Source organism: Bacillus sp. JJ783 (assembly GCF_036963225.1).
GTDB lineage: Bacteria > Bacillota > Bacilli > Bacillales > Bacillaceae_G > Bacillus_A > Bacillus_A cereus_U.
This window is the reverse complement of record NZ_JBALMG010000061.1, coordinates 1-17108: the sequence shown is the minus strand read 5'-3', so window position 1 is coordinate 17108 and position 17108 is coordinate 1. Positions and strand designations below refer to the sequence as shown.

The following is a 17108-nucleotide window of genomic DNA, read 5'->3' as shown; positions in this document are numbered from 1 at the left end:
AATAAACGGTTTATAAAATTTTATCATGCGCCCATAGCTCAGTCGGATAGAGCGGTGGTTTCCGGTACCACGTCTGCCGGGGGTTCGAATCCCTCTGGGCGCGTCAAAAGGTCCTAACTTACGTTTTGTAGGTTAGGACTTTTTTTATTTCTCTCTTGTTATATCTGGTTATAAGAATTACTATTAGTATGTGGTAATAATTTTTATGCGTTATTATTTTCTTTCGATATTATTCAAATTTCGGTTGTAAGTTGTAAATCTCATTAATACATATAAATTAATAATATTTTGGAATGGGTGTCTGCGATAGGATTCTCCTTTTACCAAACTTATTGTACAATAGAAACAAGGGGGAGATTAGTTTGAAGGCAAGTCTTTTACAAGAACAAAGCTTACGTTTGGCAATGACACAAGAGTTAAGGCAAGCGATTACAATGCTCCAGTATAATGTACAAGAATTATCGGAGTTTTTATATGAGCAATCGTTAGAGAATCCCCTTATTGAGTTAGGTGGTTTCGAGAGGGAGAAGAAAAAGAGCTCTAACACAAGTAAAAGTACCGGCAAACAAGTCGAGAATCAAATGGAAATCTACAGTGTGGATTCTACAACGATTCAGCAACATTTATTAAATCAACTACAGTATTATAAAATAGATGAAGAAGAGCGAAAAGCAGCTTCTTTCATTATTATGAACATGGATGGAAATGGCTATTTACAAGAAACAAATGAAGAGTTATCAGAGCTTCTTTCTGCGCCAATTGATGTAGTGGACCGTTCTGTGGAGCTTGTTCAATCGTTAGAGCCAGCAGGGGTAGGTGCGCGTAATATTCAGGAATGTCTATCAATACAATTGAAGCGCTTACAAAGAAGAAATGGTTTAGCGGAAGAAATTATAGATGATTATTTTAATTATTTCGTTAAGAAAGATTGGCGAAAGCTCGTTCAAGTGTTGAAGTGTACTAACGAGGAATTACAGGATGCGGTGAACTGTATTACATCATTACAGCCGAAACCAGGTCTTGCATTTTCTTCTGATAAACCACTTTATATCGTGCCTGATATGGCGGTGAAAAAAGATGGTGATCGTCTCGTTTTACAAATGAACGAACGGAATATGCCGAGAATTGAGATTCACTCTGAGTATAGTGCATTACTAAATAATAGTGAAAGTGAAGTTGCTTCATATGTATCTGAAAAGTATCAACATGTGCAATGGATTATGCGCAGTTTGAAGCAGAGAAAGCAAACGCTCCTGCAAGTGATGGGTATTATAATGGAAAAGCAAAGTGATTTCTTCTGGAAAGGTCCAGAGTATTTAAAACCACTTGCTTTAAAAGAGGTGGCCGAAGAGTTAGGTGTGCATGAGTCTACAATTAGTCGTGCGACGCGTAATAAATATGTGCAAACACCGCACGGTTTATTTGAAATGAAATCGTTCTTTAGTAATTCTATTTCTACGACGGAAGATGAGGCGGTTTCTACAAAGCGTGTGAAACAATTCATTCAAACGCTTGTTGGAGCAGAAAATAAGAAAAAGCCACTTTCGGATCAAAAGATTTCAAAATTATTAGAAGAAGAGCATGAGATCGTTATTTCTCGCAGAACGGTTGCGAAATATAGGGAACAAATGCATATTCCTGCTTCGTCTCTAAGAAAAACAATTGGATAGGTGAAGAAGATGAAAGTTGTACTATATACAAAAAAAGATTGTGGTCTTTGCGTGAAGGCGAAACAAATTTTAAAGGAAGTACAATGTGAATATTCTTTTCAAATTGAGGAAATAGATATATATGAAGATAATAACCTTTTAGAGAAATACCATCTAATGATTCCTGTTGTAGAAATAGGCGGGAGACAAGTAGAATATGGTAACATTCACAAAGGTGTCATAATAAACTATATAAACAATGCAGTTAAGAGTTGAATAAGTTTCTGTCTCCTGTTACAATAATACACGTAGCAGGGATTATTTTTTTAACCTAAGTGGGACGCAAAATGTCACTACGGGACATAAAGTGACCACAAAGGGAAATGAACCGATGTAGTGAGGAGAAAAGATATGCGCTCATGGATTCAGAACACAAAAAAATTATTACCTGATCTGCTACCTGTTATGCAAACGAGAATGCAAGTACTTCAGTACATTAGGCTTATGCAGCCGATTGGCAGAAGAAACTTATCTGCAAGTCTCGGTATGACAGAACGAGTATTGCGAAGTGAAGTTCAAGTTTTGAAAGAACAAAACTTAGTTCACGTCGCTTCTTCTGGAATGACTTTGACAGAAGAAGGAACAGCTTTAGTTCTTGCTTTGGAAGACTTTATGAAAGAAATTTCCGGGTTAAAGGTTTTAGAAAAACAACTTAAGGAAACATTAGACTTGGATGAAGTTTTCGTTGTCCCTGGTGATAGTGATGAATCACCTTGGGTCAAACTGGAGATGGGCCGTGCTTGTGTGACTTGTATAAAAGACCGTCTGACAGCGAATAATATCGTTGCTGTGGCTGGAGGAACTACGCTAGCTGCTGCTGCGGACATGATGCAACTTGATTGCAAGGATTTACATATGCTATTTGTCCCAGCACGTGGTGGAATTGGAGAAGGTGTTGAGTTAGAAGCCAATACCATTTGCGCCAAAATGGCACAAAATACGATGAGTAATTATCGCTTATTGTATGTTCCAGATCACGTTAGTAGCGAAGCATATGCGTCTATTGTAACAGAGCCCTCCGTGAAAGAAGTTCTTGAGTTGATTCGATCTTCCAATATCGTCATTCATGGAATCGGTGATGCGTTAACAATGGCACGTCGCAGAAATACTTCAGAAGCAGATTGGTTAAAGATTCAGGCAAGCGAAGCAGTTGGCGAAGCTTTCGGTTACTACTTTAATGAACAAGGAAATGTTGTTCATAAAGTAAGAACAGTTGGTATGCAACTTGAAGATTTACAACATGTATCTCACGTTGTCGCAGTCGCTGGAGGTTCTTCAAAAGCAAAAGCAATACAGGCTGTAATAAAGCAAGGGCACACTTCAATTCTAATTACAGATGAAGGTGCAGCAAAACAATTAACAAAGGGTAATACCCTTTAATATAATCCCCCAAGGAGGAAATTTAAATGACTAAAATTGGTATTAATGGATTTGGACGTATCGGACGTAACGTATTCCGCGCAGCTCTTAACAACTCTGAGGTAGAAGTAGTAGCAATCAACGACTTAACAGATGCTAAAACATTAGCTCACCTTTTAAAATATGATACAGTTCACGGAACTTTAAATGCAGAAGTATCTGCTAACGAAAACAGCATCATTGTTAACGGTAAAGAAATTAAAGTTATCGCTGAGCGTGACCCAGCTCAATTACCATGGAACGACTACGGAGTAGAAGTAGTAGTAGAATCTACTGGCCGTTTCACTAAAAAATCAGACGCTGAGAAACACTTAGGTGGATCAGTTAAGAAAGTTATCATCTCAGCTCCAGCTTCTGACGAAGATATCACTGTAGTTATGGGTGTTAACCACGAAGAATACGATGCAGCTAACCACAACGTAGTATCTAATGCTTCTTGTACTACAAACTGTCTAGCTCCATTCGCTAAAGTATTAAACGAAAAATTCGGCGTAAAACGCGGAATGATGACAACAATTCACTCTTACACTAACGACCAACAAATCTTAGACTTACCACACAAAGATTTACGTCGTGCTCGTGCAGCAGCTGAAAACATGATCCCAACATCTACTGGTGCTGCTAAAGCTGTAGCATTAGTATTACCAGAACTTAAAGGTAAATTAAACGGTGGCGCTGTACGTGTTCCAACTGCTAACGTTTCTCTAGTTGACTTAGTTGTTGAACTTGACAAAGAAGTAACAGTTGAAGAAGTAAATGCAGCATTCAAAGCAGCTTCTGAAGGCGAATTAAAAGGTATCCTTGGATACAGCGAAGAGCCATTAGTATCTATCGACTATAACGGTTGCACAGATTCTTCTACAATCGATGCATTATCTACAATGGTAATGGAAGGTAACATGGTTAAAGTACTTTCTTGGTACGATAACGAAACTGGTTACTCTAACCGCGTAGTAGACCTAGCTGCATACATGACTTCTAAAGGTCTTTAATTCTTAAGTATATAAGCAATCAATGACAAAACGAGGGAGAGGGTTTGTTCCCTCTCTCTCTTCTTTCGTTTTAGAAGCAAATGTGTTAAGCTTTTGAATGGGTTTTGTCAATCCTAACTAGTAGTCGGAGGGAAATCCAATGAACAAAAAATCAATTCGTGACGTAGATTTAAAAGGTAAGCGTGTATTTTGCCGCGTTGATTTCAACGTACCTATGAAAGAAGGCAAAATTACAGATGAAACTCGTATCCGTGCAGCTCTTCCTACAATTCAATATTTAGTAGAGCAAGGTGCGAAAGTAATTTTAGCAAGTCATTTAGGCCGTCCAAAAGGTCAAGCAGTAGAAGAATTACGTCTTACTCCAGTAGCAGCACGTTTAGGCGAGCTTCTTGGTAAAGATGTTAAAAAAGCGGACGAAGCATTCGGACCAGTTGCACAAGAAATGGTTGCAGCAATGAACGAAGGCGACGTAGTAGTTCTTGAAAACGTACGTTTCTATGCGGGCGAAGAAAAGAACGATGCAGAACTTGCGAAAGAATTTGCAGCTCTTGCTGATATCTTCGTAAACGATGCATTCGGTGCAGCTCATCGTGCTCACGCTTCTACAGCAGGAATCGCAGACTACCTACCAGCAGTATCTGGTTTATTAATGGAAAAAGAGTTAGATGTACTTGGAAAAGCACTTTCTAACCCAGAACGTCCATTTACAGCTATCATTGGTGGTGCGAAAGTAAAAGATAAAATCGGTGTAATTCGTCATCTATTAGACAAAGTAGATAACTTAATCATCGGTGGCGGACTTGCTTATACATTCGTTAAAGCTTTAGGTCATGAAATTGGTCTATCTCTATGTGAAAACGACAAAATTGAACTAGCTAAAGAATTTATGCAACTTGCAAAAGAAAAAGGCGTAAACTTCTATATGCCAGTTGATGTTGTAATCACAGAGGAATTCTCTGAAACTGCAACAACTCAAATCGTTGGTATCGACTCTATCCCTTCTACATGGGAAGGCGTGGACATCGGTCCTAAAACACGTGAAATTTATGCAGATGTAATTAAAAACTCTAAGCTTGTTGTATGGAATGGACCAATGGGTGTATTCGAAATGACTCCATTCGCAGAAGGTACAAAAGCAGTAGGACAAGCATTAGCAGATGCAGAAGATACATACTCTGTTATCGGCGGTGGTGACTCTGCAGCAGCTGTTGAAAAATTCGGTATGGCTGATAAAATGAGCCACATTTCTACTGGCGGCGGTGCGTCATTAGAATTCATGGAAGGCAAAGAGCTTCCAGGTGTAGTTTGTCTTAACGACAAATAAGTAGCAGCCAAAGAAAAAGGACGGTGCAAAGCATGCGTAAACCAATTATCGCAGGTAACTGGAAAATGAATAAAACTCTAGCTGAAGCAGTTAGCTTCGTAGAGGAAGTTAAAGGTCAAATCCCAGCAGCTTCAGCTGTTGATGCAGTAGTTTGCTCGCCAGCTCTATTCTTAGAGCGCTTAGTAGCGAATACTGAAGGAACTGACTTACAAGTAGGTGCACAAAACATGCACTTCGAAAAAAATGGTGCATTCACTGGCGAAATTAGCCCAGTAGCACTTAGCGACTTAAAAGTAGGCTACGTAGTACTTGGCCACTCTGAGCGTCGTGAAATGTTTGCTGAAACAGACGAATCAGTAAACAAAAAGACTCTTGCAGCATTTGAACATGGTTTAACACCAATCGTTTGTTGTGGTGAGACTTTAGAAGAGCGCGAAAGCGGAAAAACATTTGATCTAGTAGCAGGTCAAGTAACAAAAGCACTTGCAGGTTTAACAGAAGAGCAAGTTAAAGTAACTGTTATCGCTTATGAGCCAATCTGGGCTATCGGTACAGGTAAATCTTCTTCTTCTGCAGATGCAAATGAAGTATGTGCGCACATCCGTAAAGTTGTTGCGGAAGCTGTTTCTCCAGAAGCTGCAGAAGCTGTTCGTATTCAATACGGCGGTAGCGTAAAACCAGAAAACATTAAAGAGTATATGGCACAATCTGACATCGACGGCGCTTTAGTTGGCGGTGCTAGCTTAGAGCCTGCTTCGTTCTTAGGTCTTCTGGGGGCGGTAAAATGAGAAAGCCAACAGCTTTAATCATTCTTGATGGTTTCGGACTACGTGAAGAAACTTACGGGAATGCTGTAGCACAAGCTAAGAAACCTAATTTTGATGGTTACTGGAACAAATTCCCTCACACAACGCTTACAGCTTGTGGTGAGGAAGTAGGTCTTCCAGCAGGTCAAATGGGTAACTCTGAGGTTGGTCATTTAAATATCGGTGCAGGCCGCATCGTATATCAAAGCTTAACACGCGTAAACGTTGCAATTCGTGAAGGTGAGTTCGATCAGAACGAAACTTTCCAAAATGCAATTAAAAGCGTGAAAGAAAAAGGTACTGCTCTTCATTTATTCGGTTTACTTTCTGATGGTGGTGTGCATAGTCACATGAACCATATGTTTGCTCTTCTTCGCTTAGCAGCAAAAGAAGGTGTGGAGAAAGTATATATCCATGCATTCTTAGATGGCCGCGATGTTGGACCACAAACAGCAAAAGGTTATATCGATGCAACAAATGAAGTAATTAAAGAAACAGGAGTAGGACAATTCGCGACTATCTCTGGTCGTTATTACTCCATGGACCGTGACAAGCGTTGGGATCGCGTAGAAAAATGTTACCGTGCTATGGTGAATGGTGAAGGCCCTACTTATAAATCAGCAGAAGAGTGTGTAGAAGACTCTTATGCAAATGGTATCTATGATGAATTCGTATTGCCGTCTGTAATTGTTAACGAAGATGACACGCCAGTTGCAACAATCAATAATGATGATGCAGTTATCTTCTATAACTTCCGTCCAGACCGTGCAATTCAAATTGCTCGTGTATTTACAAACGAAGACTTCCGTGAGTTCGATCGTGGTGAAAAAGTACCTCACATTCCTGAATTCGTTTGTATGACACATTTCAGTGAAACTGTAGATGGTTACGTGGCATTCAAGCCAATGAACCTTGATAACACATTAGGTGAAGTTGTTGCGCAAGCGGGATTAAAGCAACTTCGCATCGCGGAAACTGAAAAGTATCCGCACGTTACATTCTTCTTTAGCGGTGGTCGTGAGGCTGAATTCCCAGGAGAAGAGCGTATTTTAATTAACTCACCGAAGGTTGCAACGTATGACTTGAAACCTGAAATGAGCATTTATGAAGTAACGGACGCTTTAGTAAATGACATCGAAAATGATAAACATGATGTTATCATTCTTAACTTTGCAAACTGTGATATGGTTGGCCATTCTGGGATGATGGAACCAACAATTAAAGCAGTAGAAGCAACTGACGAATGTTTAGGAAAAGTTGTAGAAGCGATTCTTGCAAAAGATGGTGTAGCACTTATTACTGCTGACCATGGTAATGCTGATCAGGAGTTAACTGCTGATGGTGGACCAATGACAGCTCATACAACTAACCCGGTTCCTTTCATCGTTACAAAAAATGATGTAGAGCTTCGTGAAGGTGGTATTTTAGGAGATATCGCCCCAACAATGCTTACACTTTTAAATGTGGAACAACCGAAAGAAATGACAGGTAAAACAATTATTAAATAATTTGCTTATATAAAAAGGAGAGAATTTATTATGTCAACAATTATTGATGTTTATGCTCGCGAAGTCCTTGACTCTCGTGGTAACCCAACTGTAGAAGTAGAAGTTTACACAGAAAGCGGCGCATTCGGACGCGCTATCGTACCAAGTGGTGCATCTACTGGTGAGCACGAAGCAGTAGAATTACGTGACGGTGACAAATCTCGTTACCTTGGTAAAGGTGTTATGAACGCAGTAAACAACGTTAACGAAGCAATCGCTCCAGAAATCGTTGGTTTCGACGTAACTGACCAAGCTGGTATCGACCGTGCTATGATCGAATTAGATGGCACTCCAAACAAAGGTAAACTAGGCGCTAACGCTATCCTTGGTGTATCTATGGCAGTAGCTCACGCAGCAGCTGACTTCGTAGGTCTTCCATTATACCGTTACCTTGGTGGATTCAATGCAAAACAATTACCAACTCCAATGATGAACATCATCAACGGTGGTTCTCACGCTGATAACAACGTTGACTTCCAAGAGTTCATGATCTTACCAGTTGGTGCTCCAACATTCAAAGAATCAATCCGTATGGGTGCTGAAGTATTCCATGCACTTAAAGCTGTATTACACGACAAAGGTCTTAACACTGCAGTAGGTGACGAAGGTGGATTCGCTCCAAACCTTGGTTCTAACCGTGAAGCATTAGAAGTAATCATCGAAGCTATCGAAAAAGCTGGTTACAAAGCTGGCGAGAACGTATTCTTAGGAATGGACGTTGCTTCTTCTGAGTTCTACAACAAAGAAACTGGTAAATATGACCTTGCAGGCGAAGGCCGTACTGGCTTAACTTCTGCAGAAATGGTTGATTTCTATGAAGAGCTTTGCAAAGACTTCCCAATCATCTCTATTGAAGATGGTTTAGACGAAAACGACTGGGATGGTCACAAATTATTAACTGAGCGTATCGGTGATAAAGTACAATTAGTTGGTGATGATTTATTCGTAACTAACACTCAAAAACTTGCTGAAGGTATCGAAAAAGGTATCTCTAACTCAATCTTAATTAAAGTTAACCAAATCGGTACTTTAACTGAGACTTTCGAAGCAATCGAAATGGCTAAACGTGCTGGTTACACAGCAGTTGTATCTCACCGTTCTGGTGAAACTGAAGATGCTACAATCGCTGACATCGCAGTTGCAACTAACGCTGGCCAAATCAAAACTGGTTCTATGAGCCGTACTGACCGTATTGCTAAGTACAACCAATTATTACGTATCGAAGACGAGCTAGGCGAAATCGCTGTTTACGCTGGTTTACAATCTTTCTACAACATCAAACGATAATTGTAGAAAATAACGACAGACCGTGAGAAATCACGGTCTGTTTTTTTTTTGCTAAAACTGTTCGTCCGTCATAAGTGACATGAAGTATTTAAAGAAGAGATTATAATCAAAATTGATAGCAATTTGCTGCGAAGGCCGATTGATGAATGGGCTTGATCCTACTAAAGAGCGGAAATCACCGATGCTTGCTCCTTGAGCCTAAGATTTGGTCATGACGGTAATTGGTGATTTGTAGTAGGTAAACATAGAATTATCAAGTAAAGCTAATATCGGTATCGTGTCATGAAAAGGGCAGCCTTTTAATTGTGGTAAAATTTTTTCGTAATATCCATAGTAGTAATGATCGAATAGAGGTTTGACGAGAGAAGGCAGAATAAAAATGGAGTGAAGGATTTTATTTTATTAAAATAATAACCACCAAAATTCAGAATATATAAACTTTATATATTAGGTCAAGGTTTTTGACATAAAATACATTCGGAAACGCAGTCGTATCAAGGGTGTAAGCGTATAATATAGTGGGTTTTCGTTGTCGATTTGATAAATTGCAGGTTTTTACAATTTATACTATGATAAGGATATTAACAGAAGATCGTATAAACATGAGGGATGATGAACATGAAACTTACAAAGATTCTTGTCCAAATTTCTGCTCTTTATGTATTTTATATGGTTGGAAATTGGGTGCAAGAAATGTTGAATATTCCGATTCCAGGAAGTTTGATTGGGATGTTCCTCCTGCTTGTTTTTCTTAGCCTAAAAGTACTTCCAGTGAAATGGTTTGATTTAGGAGCAGAAACACTCGTTGCTATTATGCCGTTTTTATTAATTCCGCCAACGCTTGGCTTAATGAATTACGGTGCTTTTTTTATGAGTAAAGGAATTTCTCTTTTCATTACAGTTGTAGCGAGTACGTTTTTAATTATTATTGTCGCAGGACATACAGGACAATATCTTGCGAATAGAAAGGAAAAAGAGACACAATGAGCCAAATATTAATCGGAATCGGTTGGGTTCTTTTTACGGTGCTATTATATCAACTATCTAAAAAAATCTACAAATTATTTCCAACACCATTTACCATTCCAATGCTTGTTGCAACAGCATTAATGGCTTTCTTATTTATAATGCTTGATATACCATATCAAAATTATATGGAAAGTGGTGGTGGCTGGATTGCGAAGCTACTCGGACCAGGTGTTGTAGCATTTGCAATCCCGCTTTATAAACAACGTCATGTTCTGCAAAAATATGTTGTACCAATTGCTGGTGGGGTATTAGTAGGTACAACAGTTGCTATTGCAAGTGATTTGGCTATCGCCACACTTATGGGAACAGATAAAAGCTTAATTTTATCTTCTTTACCAAAATCAGTGACAATGCCAGTTGCGATGAGTGTGTCTGAACAAGTTGGTGGTGTCCCGTCCTTAACAGCGGCCTTCGTCGTTATCGCAGGTATTACTGGAACGATTTCAGGACCAATTTTATTAAAATGGAGCCGTGTTACAAACTCAGTTGGTAGAGGGATTGGCTTTGGATGTGCGTCTCATATTATGGGTGTTATGAGAGCGATGAAAAATAATGAGCATGAAGGTGTTATTGGATCGGTAACAATGACATTAACAGCAATTTTGACATGTTTGCTTGGACCGTTATTCGCAATGATGTTCATGTAATAGAAGAAAAGCGAGAGTGATTCTATAGCTCTCGCTTTTCTATAGGATTTATGCTACATTTAAAATAACTGAATCTTTGTAGGAGGTACGCCAAGTGCATACGTTATTATCAGTTTTACTTATTATTGTATCGATTTTAATGATTGTTATGGTACTTATGCAGTCTAGTAATAGCTCAGGCCTTTCAGGTGCAATTTCAGGCGGTGCAGAGCAATTATTTGGTAAGCAAAAAGCACGTGGAATCGAAGCGGTATTAAACCGTGTTACAGTTGTTTTAGCTGTGTTGTTCTTTGTACTAACAATTGCTGTTACGTACTTAAACTTATAAAAGTAAAAGAAGAAGCGTTAGCGGATTATGCTAATGGTTCTTCTTTTTTTGATTTGTTATTCAAAAAAAGTTTCTAATTAGATTATAGAATTATAAATATGGTACACTAAGAATAGAAAGAATACGACTAGATTACAGAAGAGAAAGAGGAGAAGTACATGATGAAATTAGCATCTCCGAAACCATTTACATTTGAAGGTGGAGACCGCGCTGTTTTATTATTACATGGATTCACAGGGAACTCAGCTGACGTACGCATGCTAGGGCGTTTCTTAGAGAAGAAAGGCTATACTTGTCATGCGCCAATTTATAAAGGACACGGCGTACCACCAGAGCAGCTTGTTCATACAGGCCCTGAAGACTGGTGGAAAGATGTAATGAATGCCTACCAGCATTTAAAAGATCAAGGTTACGAGAAAATAGCTGCGGTTGGATTATCATTAGGCGGAGTATTCTCATTAAAACTTGCTTATACATTACCGATTTTAGGTGTTGTACCAATGTGTGCACCGATGTACATTAAAAGTGAAGAAATTATGTACCAAGGTATATTGGCATATGCCCGCGAATATAAAAAGCGTGAGCAAAAATCACCAGAACGAATTGAGCAGGAAATGTTTGAATTTAAACAGACACCAATGAATACATTAAAAGCATTACAGGAGTTGATTCGTGACGTACGCAATAATGTTGATATGATTTATGCTCCAACATTCGTTGTACAAGCACGTCATGATGAGATGATTAATACAGATAGTGCTAACATTATTTATAACGGTGTAGAATCTACGTTAAAAGACATTAAATGGTATGAAGACTCTACGCATGTCATTACACTTGATAAAGAACGTGATGTGCTACATGAGGATGTATATAACTTCTTGGAGCAACTAGATTGGTAAGATCTAGTTGCCTCTTTTTTTCATAAGGGAATTTATTATCCCAATTGGTGTGGGCTAATAATCAGTGGGGAGGGACAAAACCTCACTGATTAAAGTTACACTTTATGAAAGCTGTAAAAAATCATTGGGAGATGATTAAAGTTTCACTTTATACATCCCCCATCTTTCGGATACACTAAATAATATAAGGGTTTAAAGGAGGTATTTCTGCTTGGAAGAAATCATGCAAGAACATATTGATAAGTTGTTATTATTTATGAGGGAAGAAGCGTATAAACCGTTAACGATACAAGAATTAGAATCGGCATTTGGAATCGAAGGCTCTGAGGGCTTTAAAGATTTTGTAAAGGCACTTGTAATGATGGAAGAGAAGGGGCTTGTTATCCGCACACGTAGTAACCGCTACGGTCTTCCAGAAAAAATGAATTTAGTACGCGGTAAATTAATTGGGCATGCACGTGGTTTTGCGTTCGTCGTTCCAGAAGAGAAGAAAACAGGAGATGATGATCTTTTCATCCCGCCTACAGAATTAAATGGTGCACTTCATGGTGATACAGTATTAGCACGTGTTAGCGCGCAATCAAGTGGATCACGCCAAGAAGGCGCGATTGTTCGTATTTTAGAGCGTGGAACGAAGGAACTAGTTGGTACATATACAGAGTCAAAGAACTTTGGATTTGTTATACCTGATAATAAACGCTGGACAAGTGACATTTTTATCTTGAAAAGTGCATCTATGGGCGCTGTAGAAGGCCATAAAGTAGTTGTGAAAATTACGGGCTACCCAGAGAACCGTTTAAGCGCAGAAGGTGAAGTTATTCAAATTCTAGGTCATAAAAATGACCCAGGAGTAGATATTTTATCTGTCATTCATAAACATCATTTACCTTTAGCGTTCCCTGAAGAAGTTATGGAGCATGCAAACAGTGTACCAGAAACGATTTCAGAAGAAGATATAAAAGATCGCCGTGATTTACGTGACCAAATGATTGTTACAATTGATGGTGCGGATGCGAAAGACTTAGATGACGCTGTTACAGTAACGAAGCTTGAGAACGGTAACCATAAGCTTGGCGTTCATATTGCGGATGTAAGTCATTACGTTCAAGAAGGTTCTCCAATTGATGTTGAAGCAGCGGAGAGAGCAACGAGTGTATATCTTGTAGACCGTGTAATTCCGATGATTCCGCATCGTTTATCTAACGGTATTTGTTCATTAAATCCGAAAGTAGACCGTCTGACACTATCTTGTGAAATGGAAATCAACAATCTAGGTGATGTTGTAAAGCATGAGATTTTCCAAAGTGTAATTAAAACGACAGAGCGTATGACGTATGCTGACGTAAGAAGCATTTTAGAAGATGAAGACGAAGCACTAATTGAACGTTACGAGCCGCTAGTGCCAATGTTTAAAGAAATGGGGCAGTTAGCACAAATTTTACGTGAAAAACGTATGCGCCGTGGTGCGATTGACTTTGACTTTAAAGAAGCGAAAGTACTAGTAGATGAAGAAGGAAAACCGACTGATGTTGTAATGCGTGATCGTTCTGTATCAGAGAAGTTAATTGAAGAGTTTATGCTTGTTGCGAACGAAACAGTAGCGGAGCATTTCCACTGGATGAACGTACCGTTTATGTACCGTGTCCATGAAGATCCGAAAGAAGATAAGCTTGAGCGTTTCTTCGAGTTTGTAACAAACTTCGGATATGCAGTAAAAGGACGTGCGAATGAAATACATCCTCGTGCGTTGCAACAAATTCTTGAAATGGTTCAAGGTCAGCCGGAAGAAATAGTCATTTCAACAGTTATGCTTCGTTCTATGAAGCAAGCACGTTACGATTCGGAGAGCTTAGGACATTTCGGTTTATCAACTGAGTTCTACACGCATTTTACATCGCCAATTCGTCGTTATCCAGATACGATTGTTCATAGATTAATTCGTGAATATATCATTAACGGTAAAGTCGACAACGAAACGCAAGCGAAATGGCGTGAAAACTTACCTGAGATTGCAGAGCACTCTTCTAATATGGAACGCCGTGCTGTTGAAGCTGAGCGTGAAACAGACGAACTGAAAAAAGCAGAATATATGCTTGATAAGATCGGTGAAGAGTATGACGGTATGATTAGCTCTGTAACAAACTTCGGTTTATTCGTAGAGCTTCCAAATACAATTGAAGGTCTTGTACACGTTAGCTATTTAACAGATGATTACTACCGTTATGACGAAAAACATTTTGCGATGATTGGGGAACGTACAGGTAACGTATTCCGCATCGGTGACGAAATTACAATTCGTGTTATTAACGTAAATAAAGACGAGCGCGCAATCGACTTTGAAATCGTTGGCATGAAAGGCACACCTCGTCGTAAGTTCAAAGATCGTCCAGTTGTGATTGAACAGCCAAGGACAGGTAGAAAGAAACGCGGTGGACGTAGCGAGCGTAGTAATGAGCGCGGTGGCGAACGCGGCACAGGAAGAAAGTTTGATCGTGGTGGACAAGGAAAAGGAAAAGGATCAGCATCCGCATCCGCATCCGCATCCGCTAGTCAGCCAGGGAAAAAAGATAGTAATAGTAATGGCAAGAAGAAAAAAGGATTCTTTGAAAATGTACCAGGATTCAAGAAGAAAAAGAAAAAGCGTAAGTAAGAAAAGAGTGGCTTCGCCTCACATTCTGAGCGAGCCACTTTCGCTTTTTGTTTAATCCAGCTACAGTGGCTAGAATGTTCGGTGGCTTCGCTTCTTCCCAGGAGGCAAAGAACGCCTCAAGGTCAAAAGCTCCATCCACCTCACATTCTGAGCGAGCCACTTTCGCTTTTTGTTGGAATCCAGCTACAGTGGCTAGAATGTTCGGTGGCTTCGCTTCTTCCCGGAGAGGCAAAGAACGCCTCAAGGTCAAAAGCTCCATCCACCTCACATTCTGAGCGAGCCACTTTCGCTTTTTGTTTACATTTGTTACAATGGTAAAAATAGAGGAGGGACGTTGTATGCCAAAAGGTACAGGTAAGGTTATTGCGCAAAATAAAAAGGCATTTCATGATTATTTCATCGAAGAAACATACGAAGTAGGGCTTGTCCTTCAAGGAACGGAAATTAAGTCGATTCGCGCTGGACGCGTGAACTTGAAAGATGCGTTTGCACGTATACATAACGGTGAAGTATGGGTTCATAATATGCATATTAATACATATGAACAAGGGAATCGTTTCAATCACGATCCGCTACGTACAAGGAAGTTACTTCTTCATAAAAAAGAAATTGATAAGCTAGCAGGTTACGCAAAAGAAACAGGATATGCATTAGTTCCAGTTAGAATCTATTTAAAAAATGGATTTGCGAAAATGGCACTTGGTTTAGCAAAAGGTAAGAAGCAATATGATAAGCGTCACGATTTAAAAGAGAAAGAAGCTAAACGTGAAATTGCACGCGTGTTCCGTGATCGTCAAAAGATGTAATACAGATATTTACATTTGTAAAACGGCGCGCGTATGATATAATAACTTATGTAAGATTGTTGCACATTGAAAAACAGCTCTTAGTAGCTATCACGATATTTCTTCGTATGCTCCATTTTTATCATGGGGACGTTACGGATTCGACAGGGATAGTTCGAGCTTAGGTTGCGAGTCGAGGGGATCGGCCTCGTTAAAACGTCAAAGCCTATAATTGGCAAACAAAACAATCTTTCTTTAGCTGCTTAATTGCACTAAAGGTTCCTCCCTCCATCGTCCATGTGGTAGGGTAAGGGACTCAAACTAAGTGGACTACGCCGGAGTTCGCCGTCTGAGGGCGAAGGAAGAGAACAATCAGACTAGCAACTTGGAAGCCTGTCGATAGGCCGAAGAGTTCGCGAAATGCTAATATATCGACTACACTCGTAGAAGCTTAAGTGCCGATATTTTTGGACGTGGGTTCGACTCCCACCGTCTCCACCAATACATATTTGGTGGTTTTTTATTTTGTATGATATGAACCATAACTTTGCCAGATTGGCGGGGTTATGGTTCTTTTTGTTTTGTGGTTTTATAAAATGCTTAAGTTGATGGGGATGGGGCGGTACCCCTGAAACAGAAAGTGAAGAAATAGTTATTGATGATAAGCAGGTAGATACTATAGCTGCCCCTTAATGATTAAATAATATTTATTTAAATCTTCATATATTTTGTGTTTTCATCCATATCTATTGTAAGATTATATAGAGTTCTCCTAATAAGCTGTTATAACGGATTTTTTAGGAATTTAAAATTTATAAATCTTAAATTATTTTTTTGGGATAATTTTTTATCTAACTAAGTTATATTGAAGTAGAGGTGAACCATCGGTGAAGCAGGTGTTAGTAATTAAGAATGAACGGTCTTTTGCAAAGAAAATCGTAAGCGGTCTAACGCAAGAAGGCTATTTCATTTTAAAACTTCACAATGAAAACCAAGGTTTAAATATAATATATGAACAAGATTGGGATATTATCATATTGGATTGGGATTCATTAAGTATACCGGGACCAGAAATTTGCAGACAAATACGACTTGTTAAAACGACACCGATCATTATTGTGACCGACAATATTTCTAGTAAGGATTGCATAGCAGGGTTACAAGCAGGAGCGGATGATTATATAAGAAAACCATTTGTGAAAGAAGAATTAGTAGCAAGGGTTCAAGCTATTTTAAGGAGAAGTGACTGTATCCAGCAAAATGAGACAAACTTTTTTCAGTTTAAAGATCTCTTTGTTGATGCATCTAGCAATATTGTGAAAAAAGGTGGTAAAAATCTCTCGCTTACTAAGCGCGAGTATGATTTACTTGTATTTTTAATCAAGAATAAAAATACAATATTGAGCCGTGAAATGCTTTTGAATCAGGTTTGGGGATTTAACGTAGTAGTAAATCCAAATGTAGTAGACTTATATATTGGGTATGTAAGAAAAAAGTTAAAGTGCGAGAAGAAAGACAGGTATATTCAAACGATACATGGCAGGGGCTATTCAATGATTGAATGATAAAAATAAGATAATAGGTAAAGTACAGTTTGTCATAATAAACAATATCCAGCATAATAGAAAAACGAGTAAAACTATTTCATTCAGTTTTACTCTTTTTTTTCTATTAAATCTTATA

General features: G+C 38.9%; 16 protein-coding genes, 1 tRNA gene, 1 other RNA gene and 1 pseudogene. 17 read left to right on the top strand and 2 right to left on the bottom strand.

The window, feature by feature from the left end; all coding sequences use genetic code 11:
• The first annotated feature begins 27 nt into the window (after positions 1-27).
• The 9 genes from V7038_RS13965 to eno all read left to right on the top strand — a co-directional run bounded on the left by V7038_RS13965 (position 28) and on the right by eno (position 9084).
• A tRNA-Arg gene (locus tag V7038_RS13965) sits at positions 28-103 on the top strand.
• A 259-nt stretch (positions 104-362) separates the two neighbouring features.
• A complete protein-coding gene (gene rpoN / locus V7038_RS13960; protein ID WP_002112808.1) occupies positions 363-1670 on the top strand; it encodes an RNA polymerase factor sigma-54 in 1308 nt (435 codons plus the stop codon).
• Between the two features lie 9 nt (positions 1671-1679).
• Positions 1680-1925 carry a glutaredoxin family protein gene (locus V7038_RS13955; protein WP_002112807.1) on the top strand — a complete coding sequence of 82 codons (246 nt, stop codon included), beginning with the start codon at positions 1680-1682 and terminating at the stop codon, positions 1923-1925.
• Positions 1926-2060: 135 nt separating this feature from the next.
• A complete protein-coding gene (gene cggR, locus V7038_RS13950) occupies positions 2061-3089 on the top strand; it encodes a gapA transcriptional regulator CggR (protein WP_002112806.1) in 1029 nt (342 codons plus the stop codon).
• Between the two features lie 26 nt (positions 3090-3115).
• Positions 3116-4120: a type I glyceraldehyde-3-phosphate dehydrogenase gene (gene gap, locus V7038_RS13945; RefSeq protein ID WP_002112805.1), complete on the top strand. Its 1005-nt coding sequence runs from the start codon at positions 3116-3118 to the stop codon at positions 4118-4120.
• A 139-nt stretch (positions 4121-4259) separates the two neighbouring features.
• Entirely contained in the window at positions 4260-5444 is a 1185-nt protein-coding gene (locus tag V7038_RS13940) for a phosphoglycerate kinase (protein ID WP_002112800.1), read from the top strand.
• Positions 5445-5476: 32 nt separating this feature from the next.
• Positions 5477-6232 carry a triose-phosphate isomerase gene (tpiA, locus tag V7038_RS13935; protein WP_002144919.1) on the top strand — a complete coding sequence of 252 codons (756 nt, stop codon included), beginning with the start codon at positions 5477-5479 and terminating at the stop codon, positions 6230-6232.
• Entirely contained in the window at positions 6229-7758 is a 1530-nt protein-coding gene (gpmI, locus tag V7038_RS13930) for a 2,3-bisphosphoglycerate-independent phosphoglycerate mutase (protein ID WP_002112797.1), read from the top strand. The genes tpiA and gpmI overlap by 4 nt, the downstream gene beginning before the upstream one ends.
• A 30-nt stretch (positions 7759-7788) precedes the next feature.
• Positions 7789-9084: a phosphopyruvate hydratase gene (eno, locus tag V7038_RS13925; RefSeq protein ID WP_002112796.1), complete on the top strand. Its 1296-nt coding sequence runs from the start codon at positions 7789-7791 to the stop codon at positions 9082-9084.
• 51 nt (positions 9085-9135) lie between these two features.
• On the opposite strand, the pseudogene V7038_RS13920 reads toward eno, so the two are convergent.
• Positions 9136-9447 (bottom strand): annotated as a pseudogene (locus V7038_RS13920) (nucleoside hydrolase); the annotation flags it as partial.
• Between the two features lie 246 nt (positions 9448-9693).
• Between V7038_RS13920 and V7038_RS13915 the strand changes: the two are divergent.
• The 5 genes from V7038_RS13915 (at position 9694) to rnr (ending at position 14640) form a co-directional block, all read left to right on the top strand.
• Positions 9694-10071, top strand: coding sequence for a CidA/LrgA family holin-like protein (locus V7038_RS13915; protein WP_171902574.1), 378 nt, complete (start codon positions 9694-9696; stop codon positions 10069-10071).
• Positions 10068-10760 carry an LrgB family protein gene (locus V7038_RS13910; RefSeq protein ID WP_002112794.1) on the top strand — a complete coding sequence of 231 codons (693 nt, stop codon included), beginning with the start codon at positions 10068-10070 and terminating at the stop codon, positions 10758-10760. The genes V7038_RS13915 and V7038_RS13910 overlap by 4 nt, the downstream gene beginning before the upstream one ends.
• A gap of 94 nt (positions 10761-10854) precedes the next feature.
• Complete coding sequence (gene secG, locus V7038_RS13905; RefSeq protein WP_002112793.1) at positions 10855-11088, top strand: preprotein translocase subunit SecG; 234 nt, start codon at positions 10855-10857, stop codon at positions 11086-11088.
• A 161-nt stretch (positions 11089-11249) separates the two neighbouring features.
• Positions 11250-11990, top strand: a complete 741-nt coding sequence (locus V7038_RS13900; protein ID WP_170933777.1) for an alpha/beta hydrolase — start codon at positions 11250-11252, stop codon at positions 11988-11990.
• Between the two features lie 223 nt (positions 11991-12213).
• Positions 12214-14640 (top strand): ribonuclease R, encoded by a 2427-nt coding sequence (gene rnr / locus V7038_RS13895; protein WP_438825111.1) that lies wholly within the window; start codon positions 12214-12216, stop codon positions 14638-14640.
• Here rnr and V7038_RS13890 read toward each other — a convergent pair.
• A complete protein-coding gene (locus V7038_RS13890) occupies positions 14612-14890 on the bottom strand; it encodes a hypothetical protein (protein ID WP_335470558.1) in 279 nt (92 codons plus the stop codon). The genes rnr and V7038_RS13890 overlap by 29 nt on opposite strands.
• 88 nt (positions 14891-14978) lie before the next feature.
• Here V7038_RS13890 and smpB point away from each other — a divergent pair, with 88 nt between their 5' ends.
• From smpB to V7038_RS13875, 3 genes are all read left to right on the top strand, one after another.
• Positions 14979-15446 carry an SsrA-binding protein gene (gene smpB, locus V7038_RS13885; protein WP_002034685.1) on the top strand — a complete coding sequence of 156 codons (468 nt, stop codon included), beginning with the start codon at positions 14979-14981 and terminating at the stop codon, positions 15444-15446.
• Positions 15447-15571: 125 nt separating this feature from the next.
• Positions 15572-15926, top strand: a transfer-messenger RNA (tmRNA) gene (gene ssrA / locus V7038_RS13880).
• A gap of 386 nt (positions 15927-16312) precedes the next feature.
• Positions 16313-16990 carry a response regulator transcription factor gene (locus V7038_RS13875; protein WP_070129157.1) on the top strand — a complete coding sequence of 226 codons (678 nt, stop codon included), beginning with the start codon at positions 16313-16315 and terminating at the stop codon, positions 16988-16990.
• Positions 16991-17108: the final 118 nt, after the last annotated feature.

Coding starts and splice junctions, on each gene's coding strand:
- V7038_RS13955 (WP_002112807.1), top strand. CDS start 1,680: ATGAAAGTTGTACTATATACAAAAAAAGATTGTGGTCTTTGCGTGAAG.
- cggR (WP_002112806.1), top strand. CDS start 2,061: ATGCGCTCATGGATTCAGAACACAAAAAAATTATTACCTGATCTGCTA.
- gap (WP_002112805.1), top strand. CDS start 3,116: ATGACTAAAATTGGTATTAATGGATTTGGACGTATCGGACGTAACGTA.
- V7038_RS13940 (WP_002112800.1), top strand. CDS start 4,260: ATGAACAAAAAATCAATTCGTGACGTAGATTTAAAAGGTAAGCGTGTA.
- tpiA (WP_002144919.1), top strand. CDS start 5,477: ATGCGTAAACCAATTATCGCAGGTAACTGGAAAATGAATAAAACTCTA.
- gpmI (WP_002112797.1), top strand. CDS start 6,229: ATGAGAAAGCCAACAGCTTTAATCATTCTTGATGGTTTCGGACTACGT.
- eno (WP_002112796.1), top strand. CDS start 7,789: ATGTCAACAATTATTGATGTTTATGCTCGCGAAGTCCTTGACTCTCGT.
- V7038_RS13915 (WP_171902574.1), top strand. CDS start 9,694: ATGATGAACATGAAACTTACAAAGATTCTTGTCCAAATTTCTGCTCTT.
- V7038_RS13910 (WP_002112794.1), top strand. CDS start 10,068: ATGAGCCAAATATTAATCGGAATCGGTTGGGTTCTTTTTACGGTGCTA.
- V7038_RS13900 (WP_170933777.1), top strand. CDS start 11,250: ATGAAATTAGCATCTCCGAAACCATTTACATTTGAAGGTGGAGACCGC.
- rnr (WP_438825111.1), top strand. CDS start 12,214: ATGCAAGAACATATTGATAAGTTGTTATTATTTATGAGGGAAGAAGCG.
- smpB (WP_002034685.1), top strand. CDS start 14,979: ATGCCAAAAGGTACAGGTAAGGTTATTGCGCAAAATAAAAAGGCATTT.